The sequence below is a fragment of the Halothiobacillus sp. genome (assembly GCF_027346185.1).
In the GTDB taxonomy this organism is placed as follows: Bacteria; Pseudomonadota; Gammaproteobacteria; order Halothiobacillales; family Halothiobacillaceae; genus Halothiobacillus.
In genome coordinates, this window is the sequence record NZ_DAIESY010000082.1 from 1 (window position 1) to 15,137 (window position 15,137).

Annotated in this window: 14 protein-coding genes; 3 read left to right on the forward strand and 11 right to left on the reverse strand. The window is 54.4% G+C overall.

What is annotated here, in order from left to right; translation table 11 throughout:
- Positions 1-252 precede the first annotated feature (252 nt).
- The 11 genes from M7R55_RS06370 to pcnB all read right to left on the reverse strand — a co-directional run bounded on the left by M7R55_RS06370 (position 253) and on the right by pcnB (position 10,405).
- Positions 253-1,008 carry a cytochrome c1 gene (locus M7R55_RS06370; protein WP_298219511.1) on the reverse strand — a complete coding sequence of 252 codons (756 nt, stop codon included), beginning with the start codon at positions 1,006-1,008 and terminating at the stop codon, positions 253-255.
- Complete coding sequence (locus M7R55_RS06375; RefSeq protein ID WP_298219513.1) at positions 1,005-2,216, reverse strand: cytochrome bc complex cytochrome b subunit; 1,212 nt, start codon at positions 2,214-2,216, stop codon at positions 1,005-1,007. Before M7R55_RS06375 ends, M7R55_RS06370 begins: the two co-directional genes overlap by 4 nt.
- A complete protein-coding gene (gene petA, locus M7R55_RS06380; protein ID WP_298219514.1) occupies positions 2,213-2,809 on the reverse strand; it encodes a ubiquinol-cytochrome c reductase iron-sulfur subunit in 597 nt (198 codons plus the stop codon). The genes M7R55_RS06375 and petA overlap by 4 nt, the downstream gene beginning before the upstream one ends.
- A 297-nt stretch (positions 2,810-3,106) precedes the next feature.
- Positions 3,107-3,856 (reverse strand): Nif3-like dinuclear metal center hexameric protein, encoded by a 750-nt coding sequence (locus tag M7R55_RS06385; protein WP_298219515.1) that lies wholly within the window; start codon positions 3,854-3,856, stop codon positions 3,107-3,109.
- Complete coding sequence (locus M7R55_RS06390) at positions 3,853-4,374, reverse strand: hypothetical protein (RefSeq protein WP_298219517.1); 522 nt, start codon at positions 4,372-4,374, stop codon at positions 3,853-3,855. The genes M7R55_RS06385 and M7R55_RS06390 overlap by 4 nt, the downstream gene beginning before the upstream one ends.
- The gene (tilS, locus tag M7R55_RS06395; protein WP_298219518.1) at positions 4,371-5,720 is read right to left on the reverse strand and encodes a tRNA lysidine(34) synthetase TilS; all 1,350 of its coding nucleotides are present in this window, start codon (positions 5,718-5,720) and stop codon (positions 4,371-4,373) included. The genes M7R55_RS06390 and tilS overlap by 4 nt, the downstream gene beginning before the upstream one ends.
- A gap of 37 nt (positions 5,721-5,757) precedes the next feature.
- Positions 5,758-6,717 carry an acetyl-CoA carboxylase carboxyltransferase subunit alpha gene (locus tag M7R55_RS06400; RefSeq protein WP_298219519.1) on the reverse strand — a complete coding sequence of 320 codons (960 nt, stop codon included), beginning with the start codon at positions 6,715-6,717 and terminating at the stop codon, positions 5,758-5,760.
- Positions 6,718-6,769: 52 nt separating this feature from the next.
- The gene (panC, locus tag M7R55_RS06405; RefSeq protein ID WP_298219520.1) at positions 6,770-7,621 is read right to left on the reverse strand and encodes a pantoate--beta-alanine ligase; all 852 of its coding nucleotides are present in this window, start codon (positions 7,619-7,621) and stop codon (positions 6,770-6,772) included.
- Positions 7,622-8,464 carry a 3-methyl-2-oxobutanoate hydroxymethyltransferase gene (gene panB / locus M7R55_RS06410; protein ID WP_298219521.1) on the reverse strand — a complete coding sequence of 281 codons (843 nt, stop codon included), beginning with the start codon at positions 8,462-8,464 and terminating at the stop codon, positions 7,622-7,624.
- A gap of 4 nt (positions 8,465-8,468) precedes the next feature.
- A complete protein-coding gene (folK, locus tag M7R55_RS06415; RefSeq protein WP_298219522.1) occupies positions 8,469-9,023 on the reverse strand; it encodes a 2-amino-4-hydroxy-6-hydroxymethyldihydropteridine diphosphokinase in 555 nt (184 codons plus the stop codon).
- A gap of 20 nt (positions 9,024-9,043) precedes the next feature.
- Positions 9,044-10,405: a polynucleotide adenylyltransferase PcnB gene (gene pcnB / locus M7R55_RS06420; RefSeq protein ID WP_298219523.1), complete on the reverse strand. Its 1,362-nt coding sequence runs from the start codon at positions 10,403-10,405 to the stop codon at positions 9,044-9,046.
- 318 nt (positions 10,406-10,723) lie between these two features.
- On the opposite strand from pcnB, the gene M7R55_RS06425 reads away from it, so the two are divergent.
- From M7R55_RS06425 to M7R55_RS06435, 3 genes are all read left to right on the forward strand, one after another.
- Complete coding sequence (locus M7R55_RS06425; RefSeq protein WP_298219525.1) at positions 10,724-13,564, forward strand: monovalent cation/H+ antiporter subunit A; 2,841 nt, start codon at positions 10,724-10,726, stop codon at positions 13,562-13,564.
- Positions 13,564-13,920 (forward strand): Na+/H+ antiporter subunit C, encoded by a 357-nt coding sequence (locus M7R55_RS06430; RefSeq protein ID WP_298219528.1) that lies wholly within the window; start codon positions 13,564-13,566, stop codon positions 13,918-13,920. Before M7R55_RS06425 ends, M7R55_RS06430 begins: the two co-directional genes overlap by 1 nt.
- Positions 13,917-15,137 (forward strand): monovalent cation/H+ antiporter subunit D (locus tag M7R55_RS06435; protein WP_298219526.1); only part of this gene is annotated, 1,221 nt, incomplete at its 3' end. The genes M7R55_RS06430 and M7R55_RS06435, both read left to right, overlap by 4 nt.

Here is a 15,137-nt window from a genome sequence, read left to right on the forward strand (position 1 = left end):
GAAGAGTCCGGTCAACGAATCTCTTGTCGCTTCCTTTTGCAATGTAACTTCGATCGTCTTGTAATCAGTTACATCGTTGATAAAGCCGACAACGCGTGCCGGTTCGCCGTTGGAGAGATAGTCGGTGACGACCCCGTGATCCTCTACCCACAAGTAGAACCCATTTCTGTTGCGCAATTTCAGATAAAAAAGAAACCATGTACAGCATACCGTTACATGGTCTTGGGTTGAAAGCAGAATTAAATGATCTCTTTAGGATTCAGGTTGCTTGATATCACGCCAGTATTCCTTTTTAAGCAAGAACATGAGTATGGTGAAGAATAGAATGAATCCCAATACATACGGGCCATAATCCATTCGCTGCATTTTGGCCGGCTCAGACATGTACACCATGTAAGAGACAAGATCCTTGACCATGCTGTTAAATTCTTCAGGCGGCAAACTACCGGGAATGACTGGTGGCTTGAGGCCGGACAGACGCTTTTCTGTTGAACCATCTGGCATCTTCACATCAGCGTAGACCGGTTGCTGAACACCCTGCTCTGCTGCGAACACATCGGGCATATTGACATCGGGAAACACAGCGTTGTTCACGCCCCAACGTTTGGTCGGGTCTGTGTAGAAAGAAGTGAGATAGGTATAAAGCCAATCTGCGCCTCGAACGCGAGCGACCAGCGACAGATCGGGTGGCTCGACGCCGAATACCTGCTTGGCATAATCTGCAGGCATGAAGTTAACCATTTCATCGCCCAACTTCAGTTTAGGCGGCAATAACGCCTTGGCCTGGTCATCGGAAAGGTGAAGGTCAGAGGCGACTCGGCCATAGCGCATGTATTTTGCTGTGTGGCAGGTTGCACATTGCGCTTGGAACGTTAGAGCGCCTCGATACAGAGCCGCCTTGTCGGATAGATCGACCGATACGTGCTGTAGGGGAATGGCATACCCCTCTGAACCTTGGGCCGCCGTTGCCAGCATTACGCTGGCGATGATGAAGATAGCCCGAATCATTTCACTCGCTCCGGTACAGGTTTGGTCGTTTCAAATTTGCTCACCAGGAATAAGGCGACAAAGAAGCCAAAATAGATGAAAGCGAAAATTCGGGAGAACAGGGTGTTCCAGTAGGTCACTGGCTGGGTGCCAAGGTACCCCAATCCCAGAAAGGCAACGATGAACGAAAATAAAACTACTTTGAATGCCAATGAGCGATAGCGAATTGATTTGACAGCATTTCTATCGAGCCAGGGCAGGAAAAACAAAATCAGGATGGCCGACCCCATCGCCATCACGCCAAGGAACTTATCGGGGATCGCGCGCAGAATTGCGTAGTGCGGGGCGAAATACCATACCGGCGCGATATGTTCCGGGGTTTTCAGTGGGTCGGCTGGAATGAAGTTGGGCGCTTCAAGAAACTTCCCGCCGCCATCCGGCCAGTAGAAAATCACGGCAGCGAACAGGAACAGGAACACGCTCAGACCGAACAGGTCCTTGACTGTGTAATAAGGATGGAACGGGATGCCGTCCTGGGGTTTACCATGCTCATCCTTATTAGTTTTGATTTCCACGCCATCGGGGTTATTCGATCCCACTTCATGCAACGCCATGATGTGACCGCCGATCAAAAACAGCAGTACGAGTGGCAGCGCAATGACATGCAAGGCAAAGAAGCGGTTGAGCGTGACATCGGAGACAACATAGTCACCACGAATCCAGAGGGCGAGATCAGGCCCGATGTATGGAATGGAGCCAAACAGGGAGATGATGACCTGCGCACCCCAGAAGGACATCTGGCCCCAGGGAAGCAGATAGCCCATAAAGGCTTCTGCCATGAGGGTCAACAGAATCAAAACACCGAAGATCCAGATCAGTTCACGGGGTTTCTTGTATGAGCCGTACATCAACCCGCGGAACATGTGCAGATAAACCGCGATAAAGAAGAACGATGCCCCGGTGGAATGCATGTAACGAATCAGCCAGCCCCAGTTGACGTCGCGCATGATGTATTCAACGGAGTTGAACGCTTCGGCCGCAGACGGCTTATAGTTCATCGCGAGCCAAATTCCTGTAACAATCTGAATCGCGAAAACAGCCAGCAGGATTGAACCGAAGTAGTACCAGAAATTGAAATTCTTGGGGACGTAGTATTTTGCGAGGTGAGCGTTCCAGAAGTGGGATACGGGCAGTCGATCATCGACCCATTTGCCTAGTTCTTTAATCATGCTTTATTCTCCGCAACACCAATTCGGACAACGTCATCCGTCGCAAAAATATAGTCGGGTACAAGCAGGTTAAGCGGTGCAGGCATGCTCTTGTACACCCGGCCGGCCATATCGTATTTGGAGCCATGACAGGGGCAGAAAAAACCGCCGATCCATTCGGGGCCCAGATCCTTGGGCGCCACTTCCGGGCGGTAGATGGGCGCACAGCCCAGATGGGTGCAGATTCCGATAACAACGAACATGTTTTTTTTGCGAGCCCGGTAGAAGTTATCCGCAAACTTCGGTTGCTGACTGGCTACTGCGCTATTGGGGTCGAGCAGTTGGCTATCTAGTGAGGGTAGCATTTCAACCATCTTGTCGGTGCGGTGCACGACATAGATGGGCTGCCCGCGCCAGGCGACGGTCACCATTTGACCTTCGGCCAATTTGCTAATGTTTACATCAACCGGCGCCCCAGCGGCTTCGGCACGCGCGCTGGGTTCGAATGAAGAGAGAAAAGGAACTGTGGCAAAGCCGGCACCCACAGCACCGACTGCGATGGCAGACCCCGTTAAAAAACGACGCCGACCCGGATTGACAGGAACATCAGCCATTAATTAATCGCTCCAACCTTGTTTCATTTAAACACCAACTTTTTCGTTATGAGGCGATTCTGCACGGTCCAGAGCCTACCCGCTCCGCTATGGAATGGTTTCACCCGATAGCTGACCATGAAAACCACGGCTGTTTGAGCCTATTTTCCAACCCGAGTTTAGAGCACAAACCAGACGAGTGTCATCGCTTGGCGTGTTGACGTCAAACAAGTGTCATTAATCGCTTTGCAGATGTGTTTATCACCTTTTTTTTCAAAGGGTTACTAACAGCATTCGGCACTTGCAAAGTCTTAGCCTTCATACCGGATTGGCGATATCGACAAAGCGAACAACCAGTCCGAAATGCTCGGCCAACTGTAAACCGAGGCGACGAACCCCTTCACGTTCTGTTGCGTGGTGACCGGCAGCGAAATAGGTGATGCCCTCCTCCCGCGCGATGTGTGTCGTCCGCTCACTGATCTCACCGGATATGAAGGCATCCAGACCCATTTGAACAGCTTCGACTATTCCGTCTTGAGCCCCGCCCGTGCATAAACCAATCCGTTGGAGCAGCTTATCCGCAGGGCCAACGATCAACGGCGTTCGGCCAAGTATCTGCTCAAGGGCGTTTCCCAACTCTTGCGCTTTAGTTGGCGCCGGTAATTCACCAGCCAGTGACAGTCGCATGGCTCCGAAAGGGATAACACGTTCAAGACCCAGTTGTTCTGAGAGCGCCGCATTGTTACCAAATTCCGGCTGTGCATCCAGTGGAAGATGATAGGCAAGCAAATTAATATCATGCTTGATCAGGCGGGCAATCCGTCGATACTTTATCCCGGTAAGTGTTGGGGGTTCGTTTTTCCAGAAGAAACCATGGTGCACGATGATGGCATCGGCCTGCCAATCGATCGCTGCTTCAATCAATTCCGCACACGCGGTGACACCGGTGATGACACGCTGAATCCTGGGTTTCCCTTCCACTTGTAGTCCATTGGGCGCGTAATCATTCCAGGCGGCCACGTCCAGCAACCGGTCGCAATAGTCCAGCAACTCACTGCGATCAATCATGGTCTGTTTTCTCCATATGCGATATCCGCATGGGGATTCTTTTCAGAAATCCGCCGGGCTTGGTCCTGCATAAGCCATTTTCTGCGGTAGTAATACGTCACGATGATCAGGACGAAAAACAATGTTGATGTCGCACCCAGGATCAAAAGCAGTTTCCATTCCGTAGGGTCGGTGGGTAACAGAATCAATTTACGAATCAGAACCACAAAGCCGGTTTCGAGCAGCGTGACGGCGTAGTCGAAGGAGTTCTTCAAAAAAAGCGACTTCACAATCGCCAGAACAATCAGGACATACAGACCATCGGTCAGCAATTGATTGATGATCGAAAAGGCAAGTGGGCCCTCGGCAAAGGAAAGTGCACTTAGTTTGATGGCAAAGCTGATCACGCAGATGGCCGTGTAGATGATCATCAGCAAAACAAACACTTGGCGCAGCATCGTCAGCGCGATATTGAGCCAGTGATCCAGTTTTGACTGAATCATTTGTAACCGGTTTTTTTCAGTGTGTGGACGATTCAAGATACTTCCCTGCAAATGGTTTGTTCGATTCGCCAAGAGGCTTCGCCCGATTCGGGAGAAAAGTGCCTATCGACGGCCCAGCCAACCAGACAAGCCAGTTGGTGCTCAATTTCGACAACCGGGGTTGAAGACCTGACCCATGGCGGACAAGCGTGCTCCTGAAACCAGTTTTTCAGGCTGCGTGAGTGGGCGCTGCCATGCGGTTGAATACGATCGTTGGGACGTCGTGTGCGTATCAGCCAATCCGTGTCCAACCATCGCTCACCGATGGCAAGCGGATCGGTTATTTGCGTCCGCACCAAGTGGATGCTTTTCCCGGGTGAATACTCAATCGAATGCGTTTTGTCTTCCCATAGTAACGCTTCAGGAGCCGGAGAGTCTGGACGTGTGCGCCACCAGAGTTCATCGCGATACCGACTGATCAACCAGTCACCCCAGACAAGTTCAGGATGCTGACCGGGTTCCGCCGTTTTAAGTTGCCTGAGAAATTCGATCAATCGGGCCTTCGGGGGCATCAACGCACCGTGATGCTTGATCCAGGTGCGGAGAATATTGGCTTGTCGGGAAGGTGCCTGAGCGATCAAAGGCTTAAGTGGCAAACGCTCCAGGCTTTCGAGATTGCCATCAATGGCCGCAAGTGATTCAAGCAATGCCAGATCATCACCGGATTGGAGCGCTGCCTCGCCTAAACCAAGCAAGCCTTGTGGCCAGCGCGACTGAATTCGTGGCAGGATTTCAGCACGCAGATAATTGCGATCGTAGGACAAGTCTTGGTTACTGGGATCATCCACCGGAATCAGGGGCAGCGAAGCCGAAAGCTGTCGTAATTCACTCCGTGGTGTTTGCAAAAAAGGTCGCCAATGCCAACCCGAGCCGAACCGGGTCAAGGTGGGCATGGCAGATAACCCCGCCGCACCGCTGCCGCGTAGTGCAGCCAGCAGGAATGTTTCGACCTGATCCTCAAGATGATGAGCAGTCACCAGAACGGGTTCATCTTCGGGCTGGTAATAGCGATGCAACCATGATCGCAGCGCTTCGTAGCGTGCAAAGCGGGCGCGCGACTCCAGTGAATGCTGTCCATGGATTCCTCGAGTCGGCACGTCGATTTTAATACAGTGCGATTCAATTGAGAAAAAGCGGGCTTGCTGACACGCCCTGGCACTCCATTCGGCCGAGTCGGGATGGAGTTGATGGTCGATACTGACAACGACGATCTCATCGATCACACCCTGTTGATACTGGTTGTGCAACCACACCAAAGCGCCCAGAGAATCGGCACCACCGGAACTGGCCAGCACCACCTTCAGAGGTTTGGTGAGCAGGTTTGGTAGCGAAGCATTAGGCATGTTTGATCGTTTCACGACGACACGTCGAAAACGGAATTCAACGATCGATAAACTGGCCGTAACTCATCAGGCGATCGTAGCGGCGGTGCAGTAATTTATTGATCGGCTGGTTCGAATGCTTGATCAGCGCGCGTTTGAGTGACGCTTTGAGTGTTTGGGTCATCTGGTCGATATCACGGTGAGCACCGCCACATGGCTCACTGATGACCTCGTCGATCAAGCCCAGCTCCAGAAGGCGTGGCGCGGTGATACCCAGCGCCTCGGCCGCTTCGGGCGCTTTGTCGGCACTCTTGTAGAGAATGGAAGCGCAACCTTCGGGTGAAATAACCGAATAGGTGCTGTATTGCAGCTGCATCACGTGATCACCGATGCCGATCGCCAGCGCACCGCCGGAGCCGCCCTCACCAATAATGGTGACGATGATCGGTGTTTTGAGATCAGCCATCACATACAGATTGCGCGCAATGGCTTCGCTCTGCCCCCGCTCCTCCGCCTCTATCCCCGGATAAGCACCCGGTGTATCGATGAAGGTTAGAACAGGTAGTTTAAATTTTTCGGCCAGCTCCATCAGACGCTTGGCTTTGCGGTAGCCTTCCGGGCGTGGCATGCCGAAATTACGGCGGATTTTTTCTTTGGTGTCGCGCCCCTTTTGCTGACCAATCACCATGACCGGGATGCCATCAAGCCGTGCCATGCCACCGACAATCGCCGCATCATCAGCGAATGCGCGATCACCATGCAGTTCGGTGAAATCGGTCAGCATGTGTTTGATGTAGTCGAGGGTATAGGGGCGCTGCGGATGGCGAGCGATCTGGTTGATTTGCCATGCGGTCAGATTGCCGAAAATCGACCGCGTCAATTCCATGCTTTTGGCTTCGAGCCGCGCAATTTCCTCGTTGATATTCAGCCCTGCTTCATTATCCATGAGTCGTAACTCACGAATCTTGGCATCCAGTTCGGCGATGGGCTGTTCAAAGTCCAGGTAATTCGGGTTCATTATTCAGTCTTTCCAGATAAACGCTTTGAGCGAGATTGTAGCGCAATGCGGCCTACTCTATGACCACGGGTTGATTATCAAGCAGCCGAATGGCGCCCAGTCGGGCCGCCGCTAGCAATATGCCACTTTCGGCCGTGCGGAGCGGGTCCAGCGTGTCGGGATGGCAAAGCGCAAGGTAATCAAGTTTGAAGCCGGCAGAGGTTAATCGAGTCCGGGCATTTTCCAGCACGCTGTCAAGCGGCTTTCCCAGACTAAGTTGGTGCGCGGTATCGACCAGTGTGGAATGAAACAGGGGCGCTGTGCGACGCTGATCTTCTTCCAGGAATCGATTCCGCGAACTCAACGCCAGTCCGTCTTCTGCGCGTGTCGTCGGTACGCCAACGATTTCTATCGGCATATTCAGATCGCGCACCATACGACGCACGATTTGCAGCTGCTGATAATCCTTTTCGCCGAATACGGCAACCTGTGGTTGGACCAGATGAAACAGCTTGGTCACAATCGTGGCCATGCCGGTGAAATGGCCGGGACGGGCAGCCCCCTCCCAATGCGCGGCGAGTTCGCCCGGGTCGATACGAATGGTGAACGCATCCGTTTCCGGTGTCAGGTCGGCCTCATTAGGCAGTAAGACCGCATCGACGTTAATCCGGGTCAATAGCGCAATATCATCAGATTCTGTACGAGGATACCGAGCCAGATCGTTAATATCATTGAATTGCATCGGGTTGACGAATATGGAAACCAATACAGATGGTCGATCCGCCCGACTTTGTGCAGCCTTTACCAGGTTCAGATGCCCGTTATGGAGATTTCCCATGGTGGGAACGAAAGCGACATTCCTTACCGCTTTGGCTTGTGCCTGCCGCCAGTTCAATAATTCATTCAGATCGCGGATGATTTCCAATTAAACGAACCCTTCATGTTCCGCGGGAAAACTCCGGCTGCGTACAGCAACTGCGTAGGCTTGCAACGCGTGAAGAATCGCCCCCCTGCCACGAAGAAAATCACGCACGAAACGCGCCGGGTGAGGATTCATTCCGAGCAGGTCGTTCATGACAAGCACCTGGCCATCGACATCGACACCCGCACCGATGCCGATGACAGGCACATCGATCGATTTGGCGATACGCGCACCCAGGGTATTGGGTACACATTCAACCAGAACCATGGACGCACCGGCGTGGGTCAGAACTTCGGCATCACGCATGACGGCAGAGGCATCATCAATATCACGACCGCGCACCCGATACCCGCCGAGTTGTCGCACCTTCTGTGGCAGCAACCCGACATGCGCGCAAACGGCGATACCGGCATCCGTCATGGCTTGCACCAGATCCGCTTTGGCGGCCGTGGCTTCAATTTTTACGATATCCGCTCCACCTTCCTGAATCAGTCGCCCCGCATTGCGGAGCACCGTGGGTATATCGGTATCCGAGAGGAAGGGCAAATCCGCCATAACCAGACCCGTAGGCGCACCACGGCGCACCATCTTCGTGTGATAGATCATGTCGTCCATCGTCACGCTGAGGGTATCGCGTTGGCCTTGCACGACCATGCCGAGCGAATCGCCTACAAGAAGGATGTCGATTTCGGCTTCCATGGCCAAGCGGGCAAAACCGGCGTCATACGCGGTTACCATCGTGATCGGTATTTGATCACGTTTAGCCTTCTGCAGGGTGGTCAGCGTTTTCGGCTTTACACGCTGCGGACTCGTGCTGGTTTCGCCGGGAAGTGTCTGGCTGCTCATGTATTCAATGCCTTTTCTGTGAAGTCGTTGGGGGAGCAACGATGTGCAATGGGTGCTCGGGCGCAGATGAAAGCAGCTCCACAATACGACGGCCATCCGGTAACCGGGCATCCGGCGCAATTTCATGCCACGGTGCCAGAACGAAGCGCCGTTCGGCAATCCCGGGATGCGGGATGGTCAATACAGGCGTGTTCAGAACCACATCGCCGTACGTCAGAATATCCAGATCAAGCACGCGCGCCCCCCATACGCGAGTGGAAAGCCGTCCGGCAGACTGTTCCAGCCCTTTGAGCGCTTCGAGCAATGCGCCTGGCGTCAGGCAGGTTGAAATCAGGGCGACGGCGTTGACGTAATCCGGCTGATCCTGCGGCCCCATCGGTGGATTTGCGTACATGTGTGATATGCGCAGCACTTGGGTGCCCGGCAACCCATCAAGTGCGGAAACTGCCTGGGCGAGTTGTTTGACCGGCTGTTCAAGATTGCTGCCCAAGGCTATGAATGCTTGGACATTATCTGATTCAGAATCGGGCGGACGGGGCGTGTCTGTGGCCTGGCGCATCGATGGGTGGCTTTAGCTTGTTAGTTAGTCGTGGATGGGTTCTTGGGCTGGCGCGGGGGACGTCGCCGACGCGGGCGGCGTTGAGGATCACCATGCCGGGCAAAATCTTCAGGCAGGTGGGTAGGCACGGTTTCTCCGGAATCCTTGTCACGTTCAGGTGCGTATTGGCGCCAGAATTGACAGATATCGGGTGAGACCTCGCCTATTTCACTGCGCAGACAGAGAAAGTCGAGCGCCGCACGGAACCAGGCATGGGCCAGCAGGTGTTTTTGCTGATCTTTAAGTTCCGTCATTGCCATGCCCATCGGCATGCCTTGGGCAGCTTGTTCGAGTGAGGGCTGGAGCGCCCAGATCACGCGCATCAAATCTGTCAGTCGACGTGGAATGGCGACCTGCTTGACCGTTGACTCGATGACTTCGTCCATTGCCAGGGCAAAAGCCACCTCGGAATCGACGCGTTGATGCAGCCAATGTTCACGTCTGCGACTCAAATCTGCCCATAACAATCCGGCAAACAGGAATGCGGGGTTAACGGGCAACTGATGACCGACGCGTTCATCCGTGCCGACGAGTACACGTTCGACCAATCTCGAGATGCGGTCATAGTCGCGATTGAGCAGATCATCGAGCCCCGGAAAGAGGTAACCCAGCAGATCAAGTTCGCGCAATTTCTGGAAGGCGGCCCAGGCATATCCACCCTGGAAAATCTTGATGCTTTCATCGAACAAACGGGCCGGCGCGATTGATTTGAGCAGGTCGCGGCATTCTTGAATGGCAGAAACGGAATCTTCAGTCAGGGTGAAATCGAGCTTGGCCATGAAACGCGCTGCCCGAAGCATGCGTACCGGGTCTTCCTGATAGCGCGTTACGGGGTTGCCGATGATGCGTAGATGACCGGTTTCGATATCCTGCCAGCCCTGCACATAGTCAACGATCTCGGCATTGGCGAAGTTGTAATACAACGCATTACAGGCAAAATCTCGACGCCAGACATCTTCATCAATGCTGCCAAAAACGTTATCACGAAGAATCCGGCCCTCTTGGGAACGGCTGACACTCTCTTCATCGCCGCCGCGGAATGTCGTCACCTCGATCATGTCGTGACCGAAGATGACGTGTACGATCCGAAAGCGGCGGCCGATAATTCGTGCGTGCCGGAATAGCGATTTGACCTGCTCGGGTTTCGCATCCGTGACGACATCGAAATCCTTAGGCCGCAGGCCTCGGAGCAAATCGCGCACACAACCGCCCACCAGATAGGCGGCATAGCCTTGATCATGCAAGCGCTGCAATACGTTCAGGGCTTGATCGCTGATCTGTGAAGTCAAAAGCCCGTGCGTGTCTGGTGAAATCCGGGTAGGTTCTGGTTTGTCAGGAAACAAGGTGTTGATTTCTCAATAAAAGCAAAATGAGTTTTATCGTGTGCTAAAAATGATGTCGGGGATAATGATACAAAAAAGATGGCAGAGTCTAACATCCGGGCGTCAAGTCGCGACATAGTCTGGCAAAAATCATTTAAATATGACCATGTGTTCCTGGCATTCGGCAAGCTGTGATAAATTTCACGGCATGTTTGATTTTGAATATTTATCCGCTCCCGGTTTTTTCGTGTCGGCGCTAATGACGGAAAAACAGGAGGTCGCCAGAAAGATTGCCATAAAAAACGCCACAAAAAGCTCAAGGGAGAGCTAACCCACTTCATGAGTTTATTGAACCCCATCGTTCTTATTGTTCTTCTCCCCTTTCTGAGCGCCCCATTCGTTGCCTGGTTTGGTGGCAAGCGTCGCCGTGCAGCAGCCTGGGCGGCAGCGGCGGTTACGTTATTGTGCTTGGCTTTGCTGGGAGGCGTGATCGCCCAATTCATCGCCCAGGGGCGTTTGGCTGATGCGCATGTCATCGGTTTTCACTGGATGCCGTCCATCGGGCTCGATTTTGCCTTCAGAATGGATGGGCTGAGTCTGCTGTTTACCGGCCTGATTCTGATCATCGGCCTGCTCGTTATCGTCTATGCGCGTTATTACCTCGCTTTACAGGATAGCGCCGCCCGGTTTTTTGCCAGTTTGATGCTGTTCATGGGCGCCATGCTCGGCATAGTGCTTTCCGAGAACCTGATTCAGATGGTCGTGTTCTGGGAGCTCACCTCGCTTTCCTCCTTTCTTCTGATCAGCTTTTGGCAGCATCGCAAGGAAGCACGTTATGGCGCGCGCATGGCGTTGGCTGTCACCGGGTTCGGTGGTCTGGCCCTGCTTGGCGGCGTGCTTCTGCTTGGGCATGTCGCCGGAAGCTACAACCTCAGTGTGATTCTCGAAGCCGGGGATGAAATCCGGCAAAGCCCGTTGTATCTGCCGATTTTGCTGCTGATTCTGCTGGGGGCTTTCACCAAGTCGGCCCAGTTCCCTTTCCACTTCTGGCTGCCCAATGCCATGGCCGCGCCGACGCCGGTTTCCGCCTATCTGCATTCGGCCACGATGGTCAAGGCCGGGCTCTTTCTGCTGGCTCGCCTTTTCCCCGTACTTTCCGGTACAAATGAGTGGCTGTTGCTGGTCGGCGGAGCAGGACTAATCACGTTCCTGCTCGGTGCCTACACCGCGCTGTTCAAGCACGATCTCAAAGGATTACTGGCCTACTCCACCCTGAGTCATTTGGGGTTGATTACGCTTCTGTTCGGTTTTGGCACGCCCATGGCGGCGGTGGCCGCGATTTTCCATCTGATCAACCACGCCACGTTCAAGGCATCCCTGTTCATGGTCGCGGGCATCGTTGACCATGAAACCGGCACCCGCGACATGCGCCGTCTGGGTGGGCTGGCGCGCAAGATGCCGCATACGGCCGCACTGGCCATTGTGGCGGCATCGGCCATGGCGGGCGTGCCCTTGCTCAATGGCTTTTTGAGCAAGGAGATGTTTTTCAGCGAAGCGGTCGATGTGGCGCATGAGTTCGGCTCGAACTGGGCTTTGCCGCTGCTGGTAACCTTGGGGGGCGTGATGTCGGTCGCCTACTCCATCCGCTTTATTCACGATACGTTTTTCGGCACACCCTCGCCTGATCTGCCCACTGAAATTCACGAACCGCATCGCGGTATGCGCATCCCGATTGATGTTTTGGTTTTCGTGTGCCTCGCCGTCGGGCTCTTCCCCGCCCTGCTCGTGGGCGGATTGCTGACTCTGGCTGCCGGTGCGGTGCTCAATGGCCCGCCACCTCATTTCAGCCTCGCACTGTGGCATGGTTTCAATGCCCCATTGATGATGAGCAGTATTGCGCTCGCGGGTGGTTTGCTGATGTATTTGTCGCGCCGTCCGCTAACCCGATGGCATGAAAATAGCTTTGGACGCTTGAGCGCGCGCGCCGTTTACGATCGGCTCATGGCGTTAATGCAGATCGCCGCAGAGGCCGTAACGCATCGTTTCGACCAGGGGCGCATGCAGCCGATGGTTCTGTGGACGACCGGCGTCGCGCTGATTGCCGGCCTGATTGGGTTCTTGAGTTATCAGGCACCACTTTTCGGCAACGATTCGCTGGCGGCTCCTTTTGATGCACTGACGGCAACCGGCATGATCATCATGATGGGTACGGCTGTGTGGGTGGTTAATCAACACCGTCAACGATTGTTTGCACTGCTGTTGATGAGTGTGCTCGGCTTAGGGGTCTCCCTGCTTTTCATTCGTTTTTCAGCGCCTGATCTGGCGTTGACCCAGCTCTCTGTTGAGGTGATTACTGTCATTTTGATGCTGTTGGCGCTGCGTTATCTGCCGCAACAAACCAGCTCGGAGCGGGATCCGAAAGATCGTCCGCGAATCCGCCGTGATGCTGTCATCGCTGTACTGAGCGGCGTGGGCATCGCCTTATTTACTTATGCCGTAATGTCGCGTGTCTACGATACGATCGCCGGTTATTTTCTGGCAAACAGCCTCACGGAAGGCGGTGGCCATAACGTCGTCAATGTGATTCTCGTCGATTTCCGTGGGTACGATACCTTCGGTGAGATCAGCGTGCTGGCGCTGGCCGCACTGGGCGTTTATGCGCTGTTGCAGGGGATGCGACTACCGCCTGCCGTGTCATCTCCCATTGCCAGTGGTCGGATCGCGCATGCCCAATTGTTGCAAACGGTAACGCGTCTGCTCCTGCCGATGACATTGATGTTCGGCATCTACATTCTGCTTCGTGGGCATAACGCGCCGGGTGGTGGATTTATCGCAGGGTTGATCATCGCCAGCGCGCTGATGACCCAATATCTCGCTCAAGGCATTGATTCAAGCGAACGCGCTTTGAGTGTGCCAACGCACGGTGCGATTGCCCTGGGTTTGTTTCTCGCGTTGGCAACAGGGATGGGTTCGATTGTGCTTGGCTATCCGTTCCTGACTTCGGCATTCACCCACCTGCATTTGCCCGTTGTGGGGGATGTTGAAGTGGCTTCTGCCATGCTGTTCGATCTCGGTGTGTTCTTTGTCGTCATGGGTGCCAGCGTGCTCATGCTGACCCAAATGGCCAAACTCACACGGGTCGAGCCCACTGCTCAGACTTCCGGGCAGGTGGCCAAATGATGTCGATCCTTTTTGCCAGCCTGATCGGCTTTTTGACCGCCGCGGGCGTATTTCTCTCATTAAGAGCGCAAACATTTCCTGTTGTCCTGGGTTTGACCCTGCTCTCCTACGCGGTCAACCTCTTTCTGTTCGGCATGGGGCGGCTTAAAACAGACGCTGCTGCCGTATTGGGCAATAGCGCGAGCTATACCGATCCATTGCCGCAAGCCCTGGTGCTGACGGCCATCGTCATTGCTTTTGCCATGACGGCATTTGTGATTGTATTGGCGCTCAAGACCCGCGCGGAACTGGGGAATGATCATGTCGATGGCGAGGACGACGCGTCTGCGAACGAACAGGGTGGTCCTTCGGCATGACCCCTAACGTGAATCTTGCATCCCATTCGTTTGATCAAATACTGGCTCTGCTGGTGTTTCTTCCCGTCCTGAGTGCCATTGCACTGATCGCCCTGCACCGTGCCGGTTGGCGCCTGAAGCGTCTGATCAGTGCAGTCAGCGTCGGCATTTTGCTGCTGGCGACGATCTATCTTATCGTAAGCGGTGCAGGCAACACGCCACAGGTTTATCCCATGGGCGATTGGCCTGCACCGTTCGGAATCGTCTGGATGTACGACCGGCTTTCCGGGCTCATGCTGCTTCTGACGGCGCTTCTCGGTGTCGTCAGCCTCACTTACGCCATCGCCACGAATGAAGACCATCGCGGTGCTCACTTCCATGCGCTGTTCCAGGCGCAATTATTCGGCCTGAACGGCGCATTCCTCACTGGGGATGTATTCAACCTGTTCGTGTTCTTCGAAGTGCTCTTGCTGGCCTCCTACGGTCTGATGCTGCATGGTGGCGGCGCGGCGCGAAGTAAGGCCGGGTTGCATTACATGGTCATCAATCTGGTGGGCTCGACCTTGTTCCTGTTCGCTGTCGGGGCTTTGTATGGCGTTCTGGGCACGCTGAATCTTGCCGATCTGGCCGTCAGAATCGGTCAGGCACCCAGCAGCCTGTACGGGGTCATCGCCGCTGCCAGTCTGATGCTGTTCGTGGTGTTTGCCATCAAGGCCGCTGCTTTTCCGCTGTATTTATGGCTGCCCGGCACTTATGCGGAAACATCGGCACCTGTCGCCGCCCTGTTTGCCATCATGACCAAGGTCGGGGTGTACGCGATGCTTCGTGTTCACGGCACGTTATTTGATGCACACACCGCACCGGCCAGTCTGGTACATCTCATCGGCCCCTGGGAGCTATGGCTGGGGATCGTGACACTCATCATGGCAACACTGGGCGTATTGGCGGCCATGAATCTCCGCCGCCAAATCGCTTACCTGATTCTGGCTTCCGTGGGCACGCTGCTGATTGCCTTGGGTGTGAACACCACCGAATCCATTGAAGCCGCGCTTTATTACTGGATTCACACCACCCTGCTATCCGCCGGATTCTTCCTGCTGGCCGACATTATCCGGCGGAGCCGTGGTGATGATGGGTGGCGCGTCCTTCCAGCGATGCCACGTGCCACATTGATCGGCGGATTGTTTTTAACCTACGCCATGGGTATGGCAGGTTTGCCGCCCCTGACCGGCTTTTTC